Source organism: Leucobacter holotrichiae (assembly GCF_055791005.1).
In genome coordinates, this window is the sequence record NZ_JBVUAC010000002.1 from 1 (window position 1) to 19,871 (window position 19,871).

The following is a 19,871-nucleotide window of genomic DNA, read 5'->3' on the forward strand; positions in this document are numbered from 1 at the left end:
CGCGACCGACACCGCTGGGTTCCGGCAACTCCTCGACTGGGCTGGGACCTTCGGGAGGATCATCTCGTTCGGAATCGAGGGAACCGGCTCCTACGGGGCAGGTCTCACCTCGTTCCTGCGCCGGCAAGGCCACAAAGTCGTCGAGGTCTCACGCCCCGATAGGCGTCTCCGCCGACTCAACGGGAAGTCCGACACCCTCGACGCGGAGAACGCCGCGAGAGCCGTGCTTGCGGGATTCGCGACCGCGACCCCGAAAACGATGGACGGGGCGGTCGAGATGATTCGACAGCTCAAAGTCGCCCATGACACCGCGGTCAAGCAGAAAGCCGCGACGATGGTGACGCTCAAAGCGATGCTCGTGCACGCACCAGAACAGCTCCGCACCGAGACCGCTCGGAAGACCCAGCGGGCTCTCGCGCGTCACTGCGCCGCATTCCGGCCGCGCAGCCTTGAGTCTCCCGAGGACGCGAACCGGCATACCCTGCGGTCGCTCGCGAGGCGTTGGCTCATGCTCGATGAGGAAATCAAAGAACTCAACGGCATGATCGAGGAACTCGTCCTCGGGCGTGCTCCGCACCTGCTGGAGGAGCTCGGTATCGGCGTCGATACTGCTGCCGAGATCCTCATTGTTGCTGGCGATAATCCCGGGCGCATCAAGTCCGAGGCTGCGTTCGCGAAACTCGCCGGCATCAGCCCCGTCCCTACAGGGTCGGGTATGACAAGTGGGAAGCATCGCATCAACCATGGAGGACACCGACAACTCAACGCCGCGATCTATCGGACCGTGATCGCGAGAATGCGATTCCACCAACCCACCATTGATTACGTCGCCCGCAGAACCGCCGAGGGCAAGAGCAAACGAGACATCATCCGATGTCTAAAGCGCTACGTGATCCGAGAGCTCTACCACCTGATCAAAGTCAATCCAAGAACCGGGGAAATCATGAGTTGACAACTATAGGAGCATCAACGCCGATGAGGATCGTGAAGAGCGGGTTGATGAAGTAGCCGAGCGAGGTCTCGAGCACGTGCCCCGTCATCACGCCGATCACGAAGAGCTGCCAGTTCGCGTAGAGCAGCAGCGCTGAGAGGGTGAACCAGCCGAGCAGTCGCGGCGAGCGCAGGATCGCCCCCACCTGGCCCCAGCGACGGGTCGCGGAGACGAGGATCACGCAGAACGTGAGGGTCGCGCCGACCCGCCAGGGCACCACCTCGAACGGCCCGACCACCGCGATGAGGCCGAAGAAGAAGGGGAAGACACCCCAGATGAGGTAGGCGCCCAGCCCGTATCCCAGTCCTGAACGAGTCATGCGCACCGGATCAGGCTACTCCCGCTCCGGTGCGCGGTCTCGTCGGGGCGGGGTCCGCGCGTGGCGCCGCCCGGGTGCCGGCCCGGGGAGGGGGGAGCTCGCCGGTCTCGGACGGCGCGCCGCCCGCGGGCGCCGGCTACTCCCGCGCGAAGACCTCGCGGAACTGCTCCCCGCGGTCGAGGCGGTCGACGTCGGGCACGAGCCCGAGACCCGGAAGGGTGGGCGCCGCTGCGAAGCCGTCGCGCACCACGACGGGCGCGAAGCCGAACTCGAACGGCTGCGGCGGGATCGGCCACTCGAAGTAGCGCGAAGTCGGGCAGGGCAACATGGCGTGCAGATTCGCGAACTGGTTGACCGCGAACCCCCACGAGTGGAACTCGCACCGCAGGCCGAAGGCCTCCGCCAGCGCGCTGAGCTTCCGGCCCTGCGTGATGCCGCCCCAGTTCGCGACGTCTCCCCGCACGATGCTCCATCCTCTGCCGGCGATCGCGTTCGCGTTCGCGAAGAGGGTCGCATTGGTGACCTCGCCCGTGGTGATCGGGATCTCGAGCGTCGAGCTCAGCTTGCGGTACCCCTCTTCGAGGTAGTCCTCCATCGGCATCTCGAACCACTCGAAGCCGGCCGACTCGAGTGCTCGTCCGACCCGCAGCGCGTCGGTGTAGTCGTAGTGCCCGACCGCGTCGGCGAGCAGCACGGTCTCGTCGCCGACGCGCTCCCGCAACTCCTCGACGAGGCGCAGGTCGTCCCGCACCCGACCGGAGAGGTGGATCTTGAAGGCGGTCAGCCCGCGCTCGCTGCGGTAGGCGTCGATGAGCTCGACGTGCTCCTCGACGGTCGGCAGATGCGGGAGCGAACCGTACACGGGGATGCGTTCGCGGCCGCCGCCGAGCAGGCGGTAGACGGGCTGCTGGGCGAGCGTGCCGATCAGGTCCCACAGCGCGAGGTCGAGGGCGGCCGCGGCCTGAGGCGCGGCGTAGAGCTTGATCACCCCGAGGGCGCGCTTCCAGAACCCCTCCGTGTCGAAGGGGTCGCGCCCGAGCAGCATCGGGGCGTAGGTGCTGAGGGTGGACTCCACCAGTTCGCGCCCGTTGCCGTAGGTCGACGTGCCGCCGGTTCCCCTCGCACCGGAGTCGGTGACGACCTCCACGAGCAGCAGTTCCTGCCCGAGGCGAAACCCCTCTCCGAGGGAGAACGACAGCCCGTCGGCGTCGATGATCCGAACGACGATCTCGCGAATCTTCATGGTGCACGTTCCGTTCCCGACCCGTTGCGGGTCATAGCTTGCGAAGGATTTCGAGTTGCGAGCGCGCGACGTCCGCGACGTTCTCGCGGGTGACCGGCTCGAGGGCGGCGCCCGTGATGCTCTGATAGAGGTCGCGAGCGGAGGGCGAGAACTCGACGGCGCCCCGGGGGTCGATCCCGCCGATGCCGTCCAGCCGGGCGGCTCGCCGCTGCTCGGCTGCGAGCTCGCCCTCGTCCCAGTCCTCGGGCAGGGCGAGCCGCACCGAGCCCTCGGCGAGCTCGACGGGATACCCGCCGACCATCCCCAGCGGACCGGCCATGAGGCTGCGCCGCGCGGGCCCCTGCCCGAGGAGTGTTTCGAGATCCTCGACGATCGAGGTCGCCGTCCAGGTGTGGGAAGCGGCTCCGCGCGGCACGGCGGCCCCGGCTCGCCTCAGCAGTGCGCGCTGCTCATCCGCGCCCGGCCCCTCCGGCGCTCCCCGCCCGGTGATGCTCAGCCGCCACCCCTGCGGCAGCTCGGGCTCCCGCATGAGCAGGTTCCTCACGTGCACGTAGTGCGCGCTCAGAGCGATCTCGAGGTCATCGCCGGCTGAACCGGCGCGCTCTGACAGCGCCGTGCGGAGTCCGGGCTCGAGGAGCCTGATGTTCCCCGCCCCCGCGGGGGCGAAGCCGTGCCAGCGGGCGAGCAGCGCGTTGATGGCGTCGGGGTAGGCGGCGTTCATGAACAGCGGTCGGGGTTCGCTCGCGCCGACCGCTGAGGCGACGGCCGAGGCGATCACCAGGTGCAGCGCCAGCCAGGGCCCGAAGCCGAGTTCGTTGAAGCCGCGGCCCACGTCCTGCCTCCCGGCGATGGCCCACCACCGTTCGACCGGCAGCAGCGTCGCGACGTTCACGACGGCGTCCGCTCGGGAGGCCTCGATGAGCGATCGCAGGCCCTGCTCGTCGAGCGCGTCGAGAGCGATGCCCTCGACGTGGGGCGAGAGCGCGACGGCCAGCGCTCGGAGGCCCGCGACCGCCTCGTCGACGCGTTCCCGGTCGCGATCCACGAGCGTGATGCGCCAGCGGCATCCGCGGATTCTCGCCGCCGCCGCGATCTGCTGGCCGAGTCCGCCGGCCCCGATGATGATGACTGATCTGTGCATGGGCTTCTCCTAGGCGTCGACGTTGCTCGTGCTCGGCGAGTACGAGAACCGTGCGGGGGCGAACGGCATCAGGATCGGATCGGGCTCCCCCGTCATCACCTGGCGTGCGATGAGGTCGCCGACGTACGGCCCGAGCAGGAAGCCGTGCCCGGACCACCCCGCCGCGACCAGCAGGCGGTCGGCCCCGTCGATCGACCCGATGATCGGCAGGCGGTCGCGGGACTCGTCGATGATCCCCGCCCAGGAGTCGACCACCCGCGGCTCGCCGAGACCCGGGAGCGAATGCCGGAAGGCTTCGAGCACGAGAGCCGCCTCCCGGTCGGACACGCCGTCGTCGACGCGGATCAGGTCCTGTCCGAGGCAGCCGAACTGCAGCTCTCCGCGCACGTTCTGCCGCAGGAAGAGCTGGGCGTCCCAGTCCTGGAAGAACTGCGCGAAGCGCGGCTCGACGGGCGCCGAGCGCAGCGTCACGACCTTGGCGCTCATGACGGGGAGCGTGAGCCCCGCCGACTCGAGGATCCGCGGTGCGGCGGCTCCCGCCGCGAGGATCAGCCAGTCCGACTCGATCGGTTCTCCACCCGCGAGCGCGAGTCCCCAGCGGCCGGCGCGCTGCTCGATGCCCGTCACCGCGGCGCCGGACCGGATCTCGACGCGGCCGTGGGAGCGCACGAGCTTCGCGACCTGCTGGGTGGCGAGCGCCGGGTCCACCTGGCCGTCCTCGGGGCTGAGCAGACCGAGTTCGACGTCGTGCCGGATCCACGGCATGAGACCGCGGATCTCCTCGCGCTCCAGGAGTCGCGTCGCGCCTCCCCCTCGAGCCGCGCGGGCGTGCTTCTCCCTCAGGTCGGCGACGTGCTCGGCCGAGGATCCGACGAGCAGCACGCCCCCCTGCCGGATGCCGACGTCGACGGAGAACCGCTTCTCGAGCGCGCGCCAGTGCGCGAACGCCCGTTCCGCGAGCTCGGCCTCCGCGTCGGCGCGGCCGGCGCGCCGCAGGGCGCCCGCCGCTCGGCGGGAGCCGCGCTGCCCGAGTTCCGTCTCGCTCTCGATGAGCACCACGCGCCCCGCGAACCCGTGATCCATCAGCCCGAGGGCCGCTCCGAGCCCGGCGACGCCTCCGCCCACGATCGCCACGGTCTGCTGCTTCGTCATTCCTGCCTCATCTCTCGGATCACCGTGCGCACGCACTCCGTCATCAGCGCCACTCCGCTCTCGAGCGCGGCGGGCGAGCAGTCGAAGCGGGCGCTGTGCGCGTCCGCGAGACCACCGGTCGCCAGGAGCCCGTAGGAGCCGATCCCGCCGCCGCGCTGCGTCGCCGCCATCAGGTCGGCCGCGTCGTCGCTCGCCCCGAAATCGCGTACGTCGACGACCGGGAGGCCGGCCCGCTCCGCCGACTCGCGCATGAGGGAGGTCCCGGGGCCGTCGGAGCCGCCCCCGATGCTGCGCCCGACGGTGTCGACGCGCGCGATCACGCCGCGCCTCGCGGACTCCTCCTCGACGATCCGCGTGAAGCGCTCGCGCGCGCGGACGACGGCCGCCCACTCCACCGCCCTGATCTCGCACTTCAGCTCGGCGTGCGCCGCGATGACGTTGCGCGCCTCGCCGCCGGCGAGCGCGTTGCACGAGACCGTCGCGCCGTCCCAATCGCAGCCCCGCAGCGCCGCGTAGATGTCCACCGCCGCCGCGAGGGCGTCACGCCCGAGTTCCGGGCTCTCCGCGGCGTGCGAGGCCCTGCCGGTGAGCACGACGTCGAGCTTCTCGGTCGCGAGGATGCGCCGCGTTCCGGGGACGACCGTTCCCGCGGGCAGGCCCTCGAGCGCGTCGAGGTGCAGACCGAAGAACCACCCGGCGCCTCGGAGCCAGCCCGCATCCACCAGGGCCGCAGCCCCGCGAGTGCCTTCCTCTGCGGGCTGGAAGACGATGCGGACGCCGAGTCCGAGGGGCAGCTGTCCGACCAGCCGGTCGACGCGACGCGCCACCCCGAGACCGATGGCCGCGTGCCCGTCGTGCCCGCAGGCGTGGGAGTAGCCGTCGATGCCGGAGGCGAACCCCTGCGCGACCGGCGCGTGAACCGGGTCGTCCGATTCCCGCACCGCCAACGCGTCGATGTCGAATCGGAGCACCAGCCACCCGCCCCGACTGCCGTCGCCGAACTCGCACACGACGCCGGTTCCGGCGTCGGCGAGCTCGGCGATCAGCTCCGCCGGGCACCCGGCCTCGACGGCGCGACGGGCGAACTCCCGTTGCTGTTCCGGCTCCACGCCGAGACGCCGCTCGCCCAGGCCGAGGGCGCCGCCGTACACGACCCGCGCGTGCTGCAGCAGGGCGAGTTCCTCGATCAGGCGCGCGGTGGTGCGGAACTCCGCCCATCCCGGCTCGGGGTGAGCGTGCAGCTCCCGCCGGAAGCGATCAACCGATGTCGTGGCCAGCGCCCTCACCCGCCATCCTCAGCAGCCGCCGCGGGACCACTGCGGCGATCAGTCGGCTCTCGTGATCCCTCAGGAGGAACTCGGCGTCCGCGCCGGGCGCGCAGACGAGGTCGTCGCGGGCGTCGTCGTCGGACACCGGATCCTCCGAGAGGAAGCGCGCGGGGTTGCGGCAGAAGACCCGATCCGCCAGTCGTCTCCCGAGGCGCGAGGCGGCTCGCTGGTAGCAGTCGGCCAGCATTCCGATGGGGTGGTGCTCCACCTGCAGGAGCCCGGTCTCGAGCCGATGCGACGTCGCGCCGTTCGAGTCGGACGAGACCGACACCCGATCCTCGGAGCGGAGCACGGGGAGCAGCGCTTCGAGGGCCTCCTCGGCGGCGTACGACCCCGCGAAAGTGTCGGGGCGGATCGCCGCCGTCATGTCGACGTGGCAGCCGAGTTCGTGCAGCTCTCGCCCGACTCCGATGTGCGCTCGGCTCCAGTTGAGGTGGGTCACGACGACGAGCCGGCGCAGCTGTCGAGGCAGCAGCGTCAGCAGCTCGATCGCCGCATCGGCGTGCCGCATGTCGGTGCCGAGGTGCACCATGAACCGCGGCACCCGCCCGAAGTCCCTCGCGAGCGCCACCTCCCGCACGATCTCGTCGCGGAGCTCGGCAGGGGTCGCCGTCGGCGAATCGTCGTCCAGGGCGATCTTCCTGCCGATCACCCCCGCCACCAGGGCGACGTCCAGCGAGTGGTCGCCGAGCACCGAGGCGGGCAGCGGCCCGAGACCGCCGGTGAACATCGCGGCGGCCACGCCCCCCTGCTCGATCGCGGCGACGCTCCGCAGCATCTGCTGGCCAGCGCCCTCCCAGGCCTCGCGGCCGATGCATCCGAGAGCGCGCGTCACCCCGGCGCGCAGCAGGTCGTCCGCGCTCAGCGGCTGCGGCCGGGAGACCGGTCCGAACGCTCCCCCGCCGCCGCTGAGGTGGCAGTGCAGGTCGATGAGCCCGGGCGACACCCGGGCTCCCGAGGCGTCGAAGAGGAGATCGGAGGGGGCTCTGGGGCTCGCCTCCGCCACCTCGACGATCCGGCCTCTGCGGATCACGATGTCGACGAGGCCTTCGTCGTCGCGTCGCCTCACGCCGGCGACGGTGCCCGAGATCGTGGGCGCGGTCGGTGTTCGCATCGCTGTGCACCCTCCCTCAGACGTGACTGCTCAAGAGCTCGGGCCCGTTCGCGGTGACGGCCACCGGCACGCCGTACCCCATGTGCCGGGCGCCGTCCAGGGTGGGCGCCCCGGCGAAGAGGAAGAACGTCATGCCCGGATGCAGCTCGTACTCCTGGCTGCGCTTGATCCTGAGCCCCTCGAGCCAGGTGGGCGCGAAGCCGATCCCGGTGCCGTACCCCACGTGGCGCCCGACGCGGCCGCTGCCGGCGCGCACCAGCCGGTCGTGGATCGATCCCGCGACCTCTGCGGCGTTCCTGCCGGGAACCAGCTCTTCGACGCCGGCGAGCACGGTGTCCCGAATCGCGCGATACTGGTCGAGGTACGCCCGAGGCGCACCCTCCATGAAGTAGGTCTGGAACGCGACCGCGTGATACCGCTCCTTCGCGGCTCCGAGCTCGACCGTGACGATGTCCGCCTCCGGCACGGGCAGCGGCTTCGCCGAGAGGTGGGTCTGAGCCAGGGTGCGGCTCCCCGCCGAGATGCACGGGGGCACGGAGGCGGGATCGCACCCCTCGGCCAGCAGCGCGGCGAGCACGGCGCTGCTCAGCTCGGTCTCCAGCACCCCCGGGGCGATCCTCTCCTCCACCGCGAGGTAGGCGCGGTCCAGGGCGCGACCCGCCGCGCGCATGAGATCGAGCTCTCCGTCGTCCTTGACCTCCCTGAGGGCGAGCACCACTTCGTCGCCGCTCTCCAGCGAGATGCCGCACGACTCCGCATGCAGGTAGAGCTCGCGCACGTAGTCTCCGCGCAGCGCGTGCGAGGCGAGCTCGACGTCGATCCGGTCCGCGCCGGACTCCCGCGCCCAGCGCATGAGGGTCGCCGTCGGCGATTCCCGATCGTCGTCGAGCCAGACGCGCACCTCGTCGATGCCCACGCCTCGCGCCATGAGCTCTCGGTCGGGCGCCCTGCAGATGCCCTGCACCGGCTCGGACTCGGACGTCGGCACCCACACCGCTTGGAAGACCCAGTACCCGAGCTGGTCGTATCCGAAGAGGTAGAACATCGAGGCCTGATCGAAGATCAGGAGCCCGCCGCTTCCGCGTCGGCGGAGCGACTCGCGCACTCTCGCGAGTCGCGCGCGGTAGGTCCCCTCGTCGAAGGGGTACGGGAGGCCGAGATCCTGCCGGGCGTGCGCATTGATCGTGCGCCTCGTCGCAGTCCCGGGCTGCGTGCCGTCGTGTCCGTTCATGGTTCAGACCCCCGATCCCGCGGCCCGCGTACTGCCGCTGGTCGTCGACGAGAGCTGTCTGCGCTGGCGGGCGTCCCACGAGAGGAGCCGCTCTGCGATGCCGATGGTGGCGAACAGCAGCCCGGCGAGCACCACCAGGATGATGAGCACGGCGAAGAGGGCCGTGGTGTCGAGCGTCGCGTTGTAGTAGACCAGCAGGTAGCCGAGACCGCGGTCGGACGCCATCCACTCGCCCACGATCGCACCGATCACCGAGTTCGTCATCGCGAGCTTCAGACCGGCGAACAGGTACGGGATCGACGACGGGATCTTGACCGTGCGGTAGATCTGGCCCTGAGAGGCGTTCACGGATCTCCCCAGCGTCACCAGGCCGCGATCGGCGGATTCGAGGCCCGCCACGACATTGATCAGCACGGGGAACAGCGCGAGGAGCGCCACGATGATCACCTTGGGCGTCAGGCCGATGCCGAACCAGACGATCAGCAGCGGCGCGATCGCGATCTTCGGAGTCGTCTGCAGCGCGAGGATGATGGGGTACAGCGTGTTCCGCAGCACCTGCGAGACGTCGAGCAGCACCGCGAGCGCCACGCCGATCAGCGATCCGATGAAGAACCCGACGAGGATCGGGATCAGGGTGTCGAGGATGTGCGGCAGGTAGATGCCGAAGCGCTCCCCGAGGTTCTGCGTGATCTCGATCGGCGAGGGAAGGATGAACTTCGGGATCGAGAACCACTGGGTCGACAGCTCCCAGAAGACGAGCAGCAGCAGGATGAGCAGGACGGGAGAGAGCACCCCCTGCAGGAAGTTCTTCGATTTAAGCATCGGTGCGCTCCTCGGTCTCTGCTCGCATCAGTTCGCTGTGCAGCACGGATTGGAAGTCGGAGGTCTCGTGGGTCTGGCGGCCGAACGGCTCTCTCGGCCTCACGAGGGGGTTGACGTAGTCGGCCTGGATCCGCCCCGGCCTCGCCGACATCACCACGATGCGGTCGGAGAGATAGGCGGCCTCGTCGATCGCGTGCGTGACGAAGACGATGGTCTTCTTCGTCTCCTCCCAGATCCGGAGCAGTTCGACCTGCATCTTCTCCCGCGTGATGGCGTCGAGCGCCCCGAAGGGCTCGTCCATCAGCAGCACCATCGGGTCGAGGATCAACGCCCGGCAGAGGGAGACCCGCTGCCGCATACCGCCCGAGAGCTCGTGCGGATACGAGTTGAGAAACGCCCCGATCCCCACGAAGTCGGCGATCTCCTGGATCTCCGACTGGCCGGGCCGCTGCCCCGCCAGCTCGGAGAGATAGGCGATGTTCGCGCCGACCGTTCGCCACGGCAGCAGTCGGGCCTCCTGGAACACGTTGCCGATCTTGCGCTGCTTCCGCACCTCCTGCACGGTCTGCCCCGCGATCGTGACCGACCCCGACGTGGGCTCCAGCAGAGCCCCGATCGTGGAGAGGAGGGTGCTCTTCCCGCACCCCGATGGGCCGATGAGGCTCACCAACTCTCCCTCCTCGATGTCCAGGTCGATGTGCGAGAGCGCGTGCACGGACTTCGTCTTCGTTTGATACGTCAGACTCAGATCCTTGATCGCGATGTAGGTCATGAGGGGGTCACCACAGCTTTCCGTGTCGTTTCGAGGTCTCTCGGTCGCGCAGCCCGCTCAGTCGAGCGGCTGCGGCTTCCAGGCGTCCTCGGGCAGGTAGTCGTTCGTGTAGATCTCGCTCACCGAGACCTCGGATCCGAGCACCTCGCCCGCGAGCAGACTGTCCGCGAGGGCCTGCCAGGCGGTGTCGTCCATCCATCCCCAGCCGTGCTCGTCGGTGCGGTCGCTGTACATCAGCTCGTGCGACGCCTCCAGGGTCTTCAGCAGGAACGCCGCGTCCGTCTCCGGGCGCTGCTTCACGTAGATGTCGACGACGGCGTCGAGGTCCTCTGCGGCGGTCTCGTACCCGCGCATCGTGGCCTCGAGGAAGCGCGAGACGGCGTCGGCGTGATCGGCCAGGTACGCGTCGTTCGCGAAGATCGAGTGGCCGAGGATCGGCTGCTCCTCCGTGCTGAAGGAGAGGAATACGGGGTCGACGCCCTCGTCGGCGAACTGGATCACGTGGTGGTTGTTCTGACCGGTGCAGGCGTCGGCCGCCCCGGAGAGCACCACCGTGCACTTGGCCTGCGGGTCCACGAACGAGAGCGCGAGATCGCTCTCCGAGTCGAGGCCCGCCTCGGCGAGCTTCGATCGGAGCATCGCCTGCTCGGGGCTCGCCGCGGCCGTCGAGACGGTCTTGCCCTCGAGGTCCTCGAACGACTCGATGCCGCTGGCGGCCGGCGCGATGACACCGGAGGAGGTGCGCTGCAGGTGGTTGGCGACCACCGTGAACTCGAGGCCCGAGTCCACTCCGCTCAGGATCGTGTCCGGGCCGGCGAGGCCGAGGTCGCTCTCGCCCGCCGTGACGGCCTGCACGGTGGCCGTGGAGCCCGAGAGGAACTGGAGCTCGACATCGAGGCCCGCCTCCTCGTAGTATCCGAGCTCATCGGCCACGACGATCCCGTCCCACTCCGCCACGGGGTAGGTCCAGTGAAGCGCGAGCCGCAGCTTCGTCGGCTGCTCGCTCTCGGAGTCCGGGGCGGGCGAGCCGCCGCCGGAACAGGCGACGGTGGCTGCGATCAGGACGCCGGCGAACACGGCCCCCACTGCGCGGATGGTTTTCATGGTTTCTCCTCATCATCGAGTTTTGGCTACCAAATTCGTATTGTGTATACAGTAAAGCATAAATGGATCGCAAATGTTACACTTTTATTAAGAGGCCCGAACGGGCTGGAGCGATAGGAGAACAGTGAGCAGGACACGCAGCGGGACCACCGACGAAGACGTACTCGAAGCGGTCCGCGATCTCCTGACCACCGGTCAGCTGCGCCCCGGACAGGCCATCCGGCAGGTCGAGCTGGCGGAGCGCCTCGGCGTGAGTCGCGTGCCCGTCAGAGAGGCGCTCAAGACCCTCGAAGCCGTCGGGCTGCTGCAGCACACCGCGAACCGCAGCTACATCGTGTCCAAGCTGAGCTTTCGCGAGATCGAGGAGATCTACCGGCTCCGGGAGATCCTCGAATCCGACGCCATCCGCCAGACCCTCGCGCAGGGCGCCTCCCGGCAGCTCATCTGGAAGATGGAGCAGGCGCACGAGCGAGAGCTCGCCGCTCCCGGCGGCGACATCATCCTGAGCACCAAGCTGAACCGCGAGTTCCACTTCCCCGTCTTCGACGGCGCGACCGCCGCGCAAGTGCGACTGATCAGACAGCTCTGGGACTGCACCGACCCCTACCGCATCCTCTACTACGAGAACCACGGGCACCTCGAGAGCGCGCTGGCCGAGCACACCGAGATCCTGGAGGCGGTGAAGACCGGCGACGCCGAGCTCGTCATCGCGCTCTCCGACAGCCACCGCCAGCGCGGCATCACTCAGCTCGCCCCGATCGTCGAGTAGCGGCCGGCGGGCCGGGCCGCTCCTCGGCGCACGCGAGAAGCGCCGCCTCTGCGAGCCGCTTCCGATCCACCTTGTTCGCCGCGGCAAGCGGGAACGCGTCGAGCGACCAGATGCGACGCGGGTGCGCGAACGGCTCGAGCCTGCCCAGCACGTGCTGCTGCAGGGCGCGCTCGTCGAATTCGAAACCCGGGCTGACCAGCACGAACGCGACCGGCTTCCGCCCCTTCAACGCGTCCGGCACGGGCAGCACGACCGCGGAGAGGACCGCGGGATGCGCCTCCAGCGCCTCCTCGACCGCCTGCGGGTAGACGGTCTCGCCGCCGCACTTGAAGACGTCGTCCTCGCGCCCCGCGAACCAGAAGAACCCCTGGTCGTCCACCTCGAACAGATCGCCCGTGTGATGGAACCCGTCGGACGTGACGGGAGGCACGAGATCCGGGCGATTCCGATAGCGCATCATCATCGACGGACTGCGCACCTCCAGGACCCCTCTGCCGCTCGTCGGCTCGCCGTCGGAGTCGACCAGGCGGATCCGGGGCACCCGCCGCGCGGCGCCGACCGACCCGAGGGGCGTCGGAAGGCCGTCCGGGTGGGGGCCGAACACCCCGGGCCCCGACTCCGTGGTGCCGTAGGAGGTCGTCACCGACGCTCCGGGGAACCAGCTCTCGATCTCGGCGAGCATCTCGTGGGAGGAGGGCGCAGAGCCCATCGTCACGCGCGCGACGCTCGACAGATCCAGCTCCCCGAGGAGATCGTGCTCCCTGCCCAGCATCGCGAACATCGGCGGCACACCCGTGAGATCGGTGACGCGGTGGCGCTCCACGGCGCCGAGGAAGGCTCGCGACTCGAATCTTGGCATGACGACCAGGGTTCCCCGCTGCGAGACGCAGGACAGGGCGAACATGAGCGCCGCGATGTGATTGAGCGGAGCCGCCACGAGCATCCGCGTCTCGGGCCGGGCGACGACGGGCGCGACGGTCTCGACGATCCACCTCAGCGTGCGATTGCCGAGTTCGACACCCTTGGGCTGCCCCGTCGAGCCCGACGTGTAGAGGATGAGGCCCAGCTCGTCGTCCGGGCGCCGCACCGCCTCGCCCCCCGCACCGCCGCTCCCCCGCTCTTCGGCGTCGCCTGGCTCCAGCAGCGGCAGCGCCGAGACGCCCCACTCCGAGAGCGATGCGATGCGCGGTCGGTCGGCGAGCACCGTGTGCAGGTCGGCGTCGGCGACGATGAACTCCACGCCGGGCCGAGGCAGCTTCACGCTGATCGGCACGGGCACCGCCCCCGCGTGCACGACCGCGGCGAAGGCGGCGATCCAGGCGATGCCGTTATCGGCGAAGATGCCGATCGCGCGGCCCGGCCTCAACTCCGCCGAGTACTCCGAGAGCATCCGGTCCCGCAGCAGAGCCAGTCGGCGCAGCGTGCAGCGGTGCTCGCCGGTCTCCGACATCTCGATGACCTCCGCCTCCGCCGAGTCGGGGATGAGCAGCCGCTCCCACGCAGTCGATTCGTTCCCGGTTCCCATCTCTCGCCTCTCCTCGTCCCGCTTCACCGCGCGATCGCGAAGGTCGCGAACGCGCCGCTCGCCATCGCGACGAGCACTCCGTCCTCTCGGAGCACTCGCGCCTCCGCCACCGTCAGCGTCCTGCCCTTCCGCACGAGCGAACCCGTCGCCGTCAGCGGTTCCTCCCGAGTCGGCGCGAGGAACCGCACGTTCAGGTCGACGGTCGGGGCGGCCGCGCCGAACGCCGCCATCACGGCGCACTCCGCGGCGAGGTCGAGCAGCGCGGCGATGACGCCTCCGTGCGTGTGACCGCCGTCTCCGCCGTTGCCCCAGCTCGGCACCCACTCCGCTCTGAGACACACCAATCCGTCCGGGTCGATCCCCGTGAGCCGGGCCGGGAGCCACGCCTGGAACGGAGCATCGTCGATCACGTCCAAGATCCGTTCGAGGATCTCCGCCTCGTTCTCGGCCCCGCTCATCGGTCTTCGTCGCCCCAGGGATCGATCAGGATCTTCCCGATCACCTCGCGATCGCGGATCCGCCGGAGTCCCTCGACCGTCTGGCTCAGCGGCAGCACGTCGCTGATGCAGGGCTCGAGGCGCCCCTCCGACACGTCGGCCAGCAGCGCGACGATGTCCTCCGGACCGTATCCGTTCGAACCGATCACCTGAAGCTCGTAGGTCCAGATGTACCGCAGGTCCTCCTCGGGGGCGTATCCGGCGGTGGCTCCGCACGTCAGGATCCTGCCTCCGAGCGCGGTCGACTTCAGCGTCGGGCGCCACGTGTCTCCGCCGGTGAAGTTGATGACGACGTTCATGCCGGAGCGGTCGTCGAAGCGGCTCGGCTTGCCGTGGTGCTCCACCACCCACGCGAAGATGTCCTCTTCGCGGTAGTTCAGCACTTCGTCGGCCCCGAGCTCCAAGAGCGCCCGGCCCTTCTCCTCGCTTCCGACGGCGGCGACCACGTGCGCGCCGAGGCGCTTCGCGAGCTGCACGCAAGCGACGCCCACCCCGCCGGATGCGCCGAGCACCAGCACGCGGTCCCCCGCGCGGATCGCCCCTTTGCCGATCACCATGCGGCGCGCGGTGCCGTAGGCGACGGGCAGCGCCGCCGCGAGGTGCTCGCTCACGTCGTCGGGAAGCCTGATCAGCAGGCGGGCGTCGACCTCCACGTACTGCTGGAGGCCGCCGTCGTACACCTCTCCGATCAGGCCCAGCTCCGGCAGAGAGGCGAGCCAGGGCATCACGACGACGCGGTCTCCGACCGCCCACTCGGCGGCGACGCCCTCGCCGACCTCGACGATGCGGCCCGCCACGTCGATACCGGGCACGACGGGCATCGGTATGGTGATGCCCGGCATCCCGCGGACGGTGAAGATGTCGTGGTAGTTCAGCGACGACGCGCCGACGCGCAGCACCACCCTCCCGGGCCCGGCTGCGGGTCTCGCTCGGTCATCACGGATCTGCAGAACATCGATATCCCCGTGCTCGGGCAGGACGACAGCGCGCATTCAAAACTCTCCTTCGAGTGGCAACACCCGAAGAATACATCACTTTTAGAAAAATAAATACTGATACTTAAAACTGAATACTCTTTACCTCGACCGCGGGAGACCCTCCGGCTCGGGCGAGGCTCCTCGCACACGCATACAACGAGGCCGGGCCCCGATCCATGAAGGATCGGGGCCCGGCCTCGTGCGGGAGGGAGCGCTCAGCGCTCGACGACCGCGAGGATGTCGCGGGCCGAGAGGACCAGGTAGTCGTCGCCGCCGACCTTGACCTCGGTGCCGCCGAACTTCGAGTAGATCACGATATCGCCGACGTTGACGTCGAGCGGGATGCGGGTGCCGCTGTCCGCGACGCGGCCGGGGCCCACTGCGACGACCTCGCCCTCCTGCGGCTTCTCCTTGGCGCTATCCGGAATCACCAGACCGGACGCGGTGGTCTGCTCTGCCTCGACCTGCTTGATGACGATACGATCCTCGAGCGGCTTGATGGCTACCGACACGGTTGACCTCTTTCCAATGTCTGAAGGTTCTCTCGCGCTCGCCCCGTGCGAGCGCGCCTACAGCAGAGTTTAGGACCCTCGTTGGCACTCTCGCAAGGGGAGTGCCAATTCGCGACCCGAGGATCGCCGAAAGCGAACGGGATCCGCGTCCGCCCGACGCGCCCCGCGCCCTCCGCGACCGCGCCGCCTACAATCGAAGGGACAGCCGATGCGCCCCGGGCGGATCGGGAGCCCGCAACCGCTCGAGGAGCAGTCATGACCACCCCGAACCCTCCCCAGCAGCCAGAACGCAGCGCCCCGTCCCCGACCGCGCCGCAGTACTCGCAGACCCCGCAGGGCGGCGCGCCCCAGGCGAGCACGGCGGCACCCCGGTACCAGCAGCCCGCGCAGCAGGCCCCCTACCGCCCGCAGCCGGCCACCGCGACGACACTCGGCGCCACCAACACGTACGCCGTGCTGGCCGTCATCTTCGGCTTCCTGGTGCCCATCGCCGGCATCGTCTTCGGGCACATGGGCCTCTCCCAGATCAAGCGCACCGGCGATCCCGGCCGAGGCCTGGCGCTGACCGGCCTGATCGTGGGCTACGCCTACTTCGCGTTCATCGCGATCTTCATCGTCGTCTACATCGGGTTCATCGCCATGATGATCGCGGCCATGGGCAGCGCCTTCTCGAGCAGCGACCTCTACTACTGATCCGACTCTCGATCCGGGCCTCCCGCGCCTCTCGAAAGGAACATCGCAGTGTCCCAGAACCAGCCCTCCAACGGCGACGACGCCCAGCCCGGCCACGCACCCTCGCAGCCGCAGTACGCACCCCCGCAGCCGCAGTGCGCACCTCCGCAGCCGCAGTACCAGCAGCCCTACGGACAGCAGGCTCCCTACCAGGTCTACCCGCCGGCCGCGCCGACCAACGTCCTGGCCATCGTCTCGATGATCGCCAGCATCGTCGGATTCTTCACCTTCGCGATCTTCGCCGTCGCCGGCGTCATCATGGGGCACATCTCGCTGAACCAGATCAAGCGCACCGGTGAGAACGGGCGAGGCATGGCGATCGCAGGCCTCATCGTCGGCTACGCGGCGATCGGCTTCTGGGTGCTGATCCTGCTCTTCTACGTGCTCATCATCGTGGTGGGGCTCGGGATCGCGGGCGCATCGAGCGGCAGCTTCTGAGCGGGCGACGCTCCCCCGAGATGCCCCAGCGCCCGAAGAGCGCGGCCTCCTCCGCTTCTCCGGGATCCGCCCCACGCGGCGTGCCTCAGGAAGCCCCGGGCTGGCGACAACTCGCCGTGCCGGCGGGTGCCGCGGTGCTCGAACGCATCTCAGCGGGTATCGCAGCCGGTCGCACGCTCGATCAGCTCTCCCGCTCTCTGCGCGCCGAGGGTGCCGATCCGGCGCTGCTCGCCGCTGCGCTGACGCAGACCGAGCTGCGCGGCCGTGCCGTGGCGAAGTTCGGGGAGGCCGCGAGCTCGATGCTCTTCACCCGGGCCGCACTCGAGCAGGCGACCCGGTCGCGCGTGGCCGGGCTGCATGCCGAGCGATTCGTCTCGGCGGGCTGCCGGTCGGTAGCCGATCTCGGCTGCGGTATCGGCGCGGAATCACTCGCGTTCCTGGCAGCCGGCCTCGCGGTTCGCCCCGTAGAGCTCGATCCGCTCACCGCTGAGTTCGCGCAGCACAACCTCTCAGCAGCAGCCGGCGCTCGCGGCGTCGCCGCTCCACTCGTGCTCGTCGGCGATGCGGAATCACTGGGGCCGGGCGACGCCGACGCCGTCTTCCTCGACCCCGCCAGGCGCACCGCAGGCCACAGCAGCACCCGCAGGCTCGCCTCGCCCGACGATTACTCGCCGTCTCTGGACTTCGCGTTCGAACTCGCACGTCGGCATCCCGCGGGTATCAAGCTCGGGCCGGGTCTCGACCGGGAGCTGATCCCGGAAGACGCCGAGGCCCAGTGGATCTCGATCGACGGCCAACTCGTCGAGACCGGCCTCTGGTTCGGCGATGCGGCGCGCCCCGGCGTGCGCCGCTCGTCGCTCGTGCTGCGCGGGGCCGAGGAATCAGCAGAACTGACCGCGGCGGACGATGCCGAGGACGTCGCAACGCGGCCGCTCGGCGAGTACCTCTACGAACCCGACGGCGCGGTGATCCGCGCTCGCCTGATCGGCACGCTCGCCGAGCGGCTTCACGCGGGCACGGTCTCCGACGGCATCGCGTATCTCACCGGCGACGAACTCGTCGAGACGGCCTTCGCCGACGCCTTCCGCGTCATCGAGCGACTGAGCTCGCGGGAGAAGGATCTGCGCCGCGCACTCGCGGCCCGCGACATCGGCGCGCTCGAGATCAAGAAGCGCGGCGCCGACATCGACCCCGCGGCGCTGCGGCGCAGGTTGAAGCTCCAAGGATCTCGGAGCGCGACGCTGTTCCTCACCCGCGACGAGCTCGGCAAGCACGTCGCTCTGCTCGCCGAGCGCTGCTGATGCCCCGACACCCTGGGCCCACCCCGTGCCCACCCCGTCCCACTGCGGGGATCCACACGGGGTCCTGGCACCGAGACCGCCTCTCGCAGTAAGCGCCAGAGGCCGTCTCGGCGGCAGGAGAGCGTTTCTACGGCGGGAGGCGGTTTCGACGATGGGAGAGGGAGCTGGAAGGGGTGAACGGCGAGCGGGGCGGGTCCGGATCGATCCGGACCCGCCCCGCTCGAGGCTCGCTCCCGCGGCTCAGTAGTTCACGTCAGAGCAGGAGACCGTCTGGCCGGCGATCTCCACGAACTCGGCTCCGTTCATGCACTGCTGCACCGCGTCCACGCCCGCACCCAGCGCCCAGATCACGGTGATGGTGACGATCGCGCCGATGATGAGACCGACGACGGAGGTCACGAGGCCCGTGATCGAGAACGCCTTGGGCTGCTTCTTCACGAGGGCGATGATGCTCAGCACCAGACCGACGAGCGCGAGGCCGACGCCGAGGAACGGCACCCAGCTGAGCACGAGGCCCGCGATGCCGAGTGCCATACCGGTGATGGCGAGTGCCTTCTTCGGCTGAGCCGGAGCGGCTCCGTAGGCGGGGACCGCAGGCTGCGCGGAGGGAGCCGGCGGCATGGGAGGGACGGGGTTCGAGGACGGCTCGTTGCCGGGCTGCGTATCAGACATGTTGCTCCTTCGATCAAAGCTCGACGGGGCGCTCCCCCGATCGCCCTTCAACAATAATGAAGATCGGCGGGCAGTCGCGACCCCGAATCGGCGGATCACCCGCCGGCGCCGGTCCCCGACAGTGTCAGCGCACCTGTATCTCCGTCACCGGCAGGGTCGAATCCGCGCCGAACCCGAGCCCCGACGGCTCGTGCCCGGCAGCGACCAGCTGCGCCCCGATCGAGGCGATCATCGCGCCGTTGTCCGTGCACAGGGAGAGCGGCGGCACACGCAGTTCGACGCCGGCCGCGTCGCAGCGCTCGCGGGCGAGTTCCCTCACCCGGGCGTTCGCGACCACACCGCCGCCGAGCAGCAGGCGAGGCACGCCGAGGTCGCGACAGGCGGCGAGCGCCTTCGTGATGAGCACGTCGGCGACCGCCTCGCGGAAGCTGGCGGCCACGTCGGCGACCGGAACGGGCTCTCCGCTCTGCTCCTGCTTCTCGACCCAGCGAGCCACCGATGTCTTGAGCCCCGAGAACGAGAAGTCGTACCGGTGTCGCTCGAGGTCCTTCGGCAGCGTAAGACCGCGCGGGAATCGGATCGCGGTCGGATCCCCGTCAGCAGCGACACGGTCGATCTGCGGGCCGCCGGGGTACGGCAGGCCCAGCAAGCGGGCGACCTTGTCGAAGGCCTCGCCCGCGGCGTCGTCGATCGTCTCCCCCAGCATCTCGACGTCGCCGATGAGATCGCGCACGAGCAGCAGCGAAGTATGCCCGCCCGAGACCAGCAGCGCGATCGTGGGCAGTTCGAGTTCGCCCACCGCCCCCACAGCCTCGCGCAGGCCCTCGCCCTGCAGCAGGTCGGCCCCGACGTGCCCCACGAGATGATTCACGGCGTAGAGCGGTTTGCCGAGCCCGACGGCGAGCGCCTTCGCCGCCGCGACGCCCACCATGAGTGCCCCGGCGAGGCCGGGACCGCAGGTGACGGCGACGGCGTCGAGGTCGTCGAGGCTCACCCCGGCCTCCCGCAGGGCCCGCTCGATCGTGGGCGTCATCGATTCGAGGTGGGCCCGGGCCGCGACCTCGGGCACTACACCGCCGAAGCGCGCATGCTCGTCCATGGACGAGGCGATCGCGTTGGCCAGCAGTCTGCGCCCCCGCACGATGCCGACTCCGGTCTCGTCGCAGCTGGTCTCGATGCCCAGCACGAGCGGCTCCGCGGTACTCATATGCCTTCTCCAAACCATCGTTTC

At 69.7% G+C, this 19,871-nt stretch carries 21 protein-coding genes; 5 read left to right on the top strand and 16 right to left on the bottom strand.

Annotation, left to right across the window (positions count from 1 at the left end; genetic code table 11):
* The coding region (locus AC0KXF_RS03550; protein WP_473107897.1) for an IS110 family RNA-guided transposase at positions 1 to 952 on the top strand (952 nt) is incomplete at its 5' end.
* Here AC0KXF_RS03550 and AC0KXF_RS03555 read toward each other — a convergent pair.
* From AC0KXF_RS03555 to AC0KXF_RS03600, 10 genes are all read right to left on the bottom strand, one after another.
* Positions 942 to 1,310 (bottom strand): EamA family transporter, encoded by a 369-nt coding sequence (locus AC0KXF_RS03555; RefSeq protein ID WP_473107898.1) that lies wholly within the window; start codon positions 1,308 to 1,310, stop codon positions 942 to 944. The genes AC0KXF_RS03550 and AC0KXF_RS03555 overlap by 11 nt on opposite strands.
* 136 nt (positions 1,311 to 1,446) lie before the next feature.
* Positions 1,447 to 2,553 carry a mandelate racemase/muconate lactonizing enzyme family protein gene (locus AC0KXF_RS03560; protein WP_473107899.1) on the bottom strand — a complete coding sequence of 369 codons (1,107 nt, stop codon included), beginning with the start codon at positions 2,551 to 2,553 and terminating at the stop codon, positions 1,447 to 1,449.
* A 31-nt stretch (positions 2,554 to 2,584) separates the two neighbouring features.
* Positions 2,585 to 3,694: a saccharopine dehydrogenase NADP-binding domain-containing protein gene (locus AC0KXF_RS03565; RefSeq protein WP_473107900.1), complete on the bottom strand. Its 1,110-nt coding sequence runs from the start codon at positions 3,692 to 3,694 to the stop codon at positions 2,585 to 2,587.
* A gap of 9 nt (positions 3,695 to 3,703) precedes the next feature.
* Complete coding sequence (locus AC0KXF_RS03570; RefSeq protein ID WP_473107901.1) at positions 3,704 to 4,846, bottom strand: NAD(P)/FAD-dependent oxidoreductase; 1,143 nt, start codon at positions 4,844 to 4,846, stop codon at positions 3,704 to 3,706.
* A complete protein-coding gene (locus tag AC0KXF_RS03575; RefSeq protein ID WP_473107902.1) occupies positions 4,843 to 6,132 on the bottom strand; it encodes an amidohydrolase in 1,290 nt (429 codons plus the stop codon). The genes AC0KXF_RS03570 and AC0KXF_RS03575 overlap by 4 nt, the downstream gene beginning before the upstream one ends.
* Positions 6,104 to 7,288 (bottom strand): amidohydrolase family protein, encoded by a 1,185-nt coding sequence (locus AC0KXF_RS03580; protein WP_473107903.1) that lies wholly within the window; start codon positions 7,286 to 7,288, stop codon positions 6,104 to 6,106. The genes AC0KXF_RS03575 and AC0KXF_RS03580 overlap by 29 nt, the downstream gene beginning before the upstream one ends.
* Before the next feature lie 16 nt (positions 7,289 to 7,304).
* Positions 7,305 to 8,519: a M24 family metallopeptidase gene (locus AC0KXF_RS03585; protein ID WP_473107904.1), complete on the bottom strand. Its 1,215-nt coding sequence runs from the start codon at positions 8,517 to 8,519 to the stop codon at positions 7,305 to 7,307.
* Positions 8,520 to 8,522: 3 nt separating this feature from the next.
* Positions 8,523 to 9,341 carry an ABC transporter permease gene (locus AC0KXF_RS03590; RefSeq protein WP_017885272.1) on the bottom strand — a complete coding sequence of 273 codons (819 nt, stop codon included), beginning with the start codon at positions 9,339 to 9,341 and terminating at the stop codon, positions 8,523 to 8,525.
* Positions 9,334 to 10,113 carry an ABC transporter ATP-binding protein gene (locus tag AC0KXF_RS03595; protein WP_473107905.1) on the bottom strand — a complete coding sequence of 260 codons (780 nt, stop codon included), beginning with the start codon at positions 10,111 to 10,113 and terminating at the stop codon, positions 9,334 to 9,336. The genes AC0KXF_RS03590 and AC0KXF_RS03595 overlap by 8 nt, the downstream gene beginning before the upstream one ends.
* A 57-nt stretch (positions 10,114 to 10,170) precedes the next feature.
* Positions 10,171 to 11,217, bottom strand: a complete 1,047-nt coding sequence (locus tag AC0KXF_RS03600; RefSeq protein ID WP_473107906.1) for an ABC transporter substrate-binding protein — start codon at positions 11,215 to 11,217, stop codon at positions 10,171 to 10,173.
* Between the two features lie 124 nt (positions 11,218 to 11,341).
* Between AC0KXF_RS03600 and AC0KXF_RS03605 the strand changes: the two genes are divergently transcribed.
* Positions 11,342 to 11,986, top strand: a complete 645-nt coding sequence (locus AC0KXF_RS03605) for a GntR family transcriptional regulator (RefSeq protein WP_017885275.1) — start codon at positions 11,342 to 11,344, stop codon at positions 11,984 to 11,986.
* Here the strand turns inward: AC0KXF_RS03605 and AC0KXF_RS03610 are convergent.
* The 4 genes from AC0KXF_RS03610 to groES form a co-directional block, all read right to left on the bottom strand.
* Positions 11,958 to 13,511 (bottom strand): class I adenylate-forming enzyme family protein, encoded by a 1,554-nt coding sequence (locus tag AC0KXF_RS03610; RefSeq protein ID WP_473107907.1) that lies wholly within the window; start codon positions 13,509 to 13,511, stop codon positions 11,958 to 11,960. The genes AC0KXF_RS03605 and AC0KXF_RS03610 overlap by 29 nt on opposite strands.
* 23 nt (positions 13,512 to 13,534) lie before the next feature.
* Positions 13,535 to 13,969 (bottom strand): PaaI family thioesterase, encoded by a 435-nt coding sequence (locus AC0KXF_RS03615; protein ID WP_473107908.1) that lies wholly within the window; start codon positions 13,967 to 13,969, stop codon positions 13,535 to 13,537.
* Entirely contained in the window at positions 13,966 to 15,000 is a 1,035-nt protein-coding gene (locus AC0KXF_RS03620) for a zinc-binding dehydrogenase (RefSeq protein WP_473107909.1), read from the bottom strand. The genes AC0KXF_RS03615 and AC0KXF_RS03620 overlap by 4 nt, the downstream gene beginning before the upstream one ends.
* A gap of 200 nt (positions 15,001 to 15,200) precedes the next feature.
* Complete coding sequence (gene groES, locus AC0KXF_RS03625; protein WP_223044568.1) at positions 15,201 to 15,497, bottom strand: co-chaperone GroES; 297 nt, start codon at positions 15,495 to 15,497, stop codon at positions 15,201 to 15,203.
* Positions 15,498 to 15,752: 255 nt separating this feature from the next.
* On the opposite strand from groES, the gene AC0KXF_RS03630 reads away from it, so the two are divergent.
* The 3 genes from AC0KXF_RS03630 to AC0KXF_RS03640 are packed head-to-tail and all read left to right on the top strand — an operon-like array spanning position 15,753 to position 17,968.
* On the top strand, positions 15,753 to 16,190 hold the full coding sequence (locus tag AC0KXF_RS03630) for a DUF4190 domain-containing protein (protein WP_473107910.1): 438 nt from the start codon (positions 15,753 to 15,755) through the stop codon (positions 16,188 to 16,190).
* A gap of 48 nt (positions 16,191 to 16,238) precedes the next feature.
* Entirely contained in the window at positions 16,239 to 16,667 is a 429-nt protein-coding gene (locus AC0KXF_RS03635) for a DUF4190 domain-containing protein (protein WP_473107911.1), read from the top strand.
* A 20-nt stretch (positions 16,668 to 16,687) separates the two neighbouring features.
* Positions 16,688 to 17,968 carry a class I SAM-dependent methyltransferase gene (locus AC0KXF_RS03640; RefSeq protein WP_473107912.1) on the top strand — a complete coding sequence of 427 codons (1,281 nt, stop codon included), beginning with the start codon at positions 16,688 to 16,690 and terminating at the stop codon, positions 17,966 to 17,968.
* A gap of 240 nt (positions 17,969 to 18,208) precedes the next feature.
* Here AC0KXF_RS03640 and AC0KXF_RS03645 read toward each other — a convergent pair whose 3' ends face one another.
* Together AC0KXF_RS03645 and tsaD are read right to left on the bottom strand one after the other, a co-directional pair.
* Positions 18,209 to 18,640: a hypothetical protein gene (locus AC0KXF_RS03645; protein WP_473107913.1), complete on the bottom strand. Its 432-nt coding sequence runs from the start codon at positions 18,638 to 18,640 to the stop codon at positions 18,209 to 18,211.
* 124 nt (positions 18,641 to 18,764) lie between these two features.
* Complete coding sequence (gene tsaD / locus AC0KXF_RS03650) at positions 18,765 to 19,847, bottom strand: tRNA (adenosine(37)-N6)-threonylcarbamoyltransferase complex transferase subunit TsaD (protein WP_473107914.1); 1,083 nt, start codon at positions 19,845 to 19,847, stop codon at positions 18,765 to 18,767.
* Positions 19,848 to 19,871 lie beyond the last annotated feature (24 nt).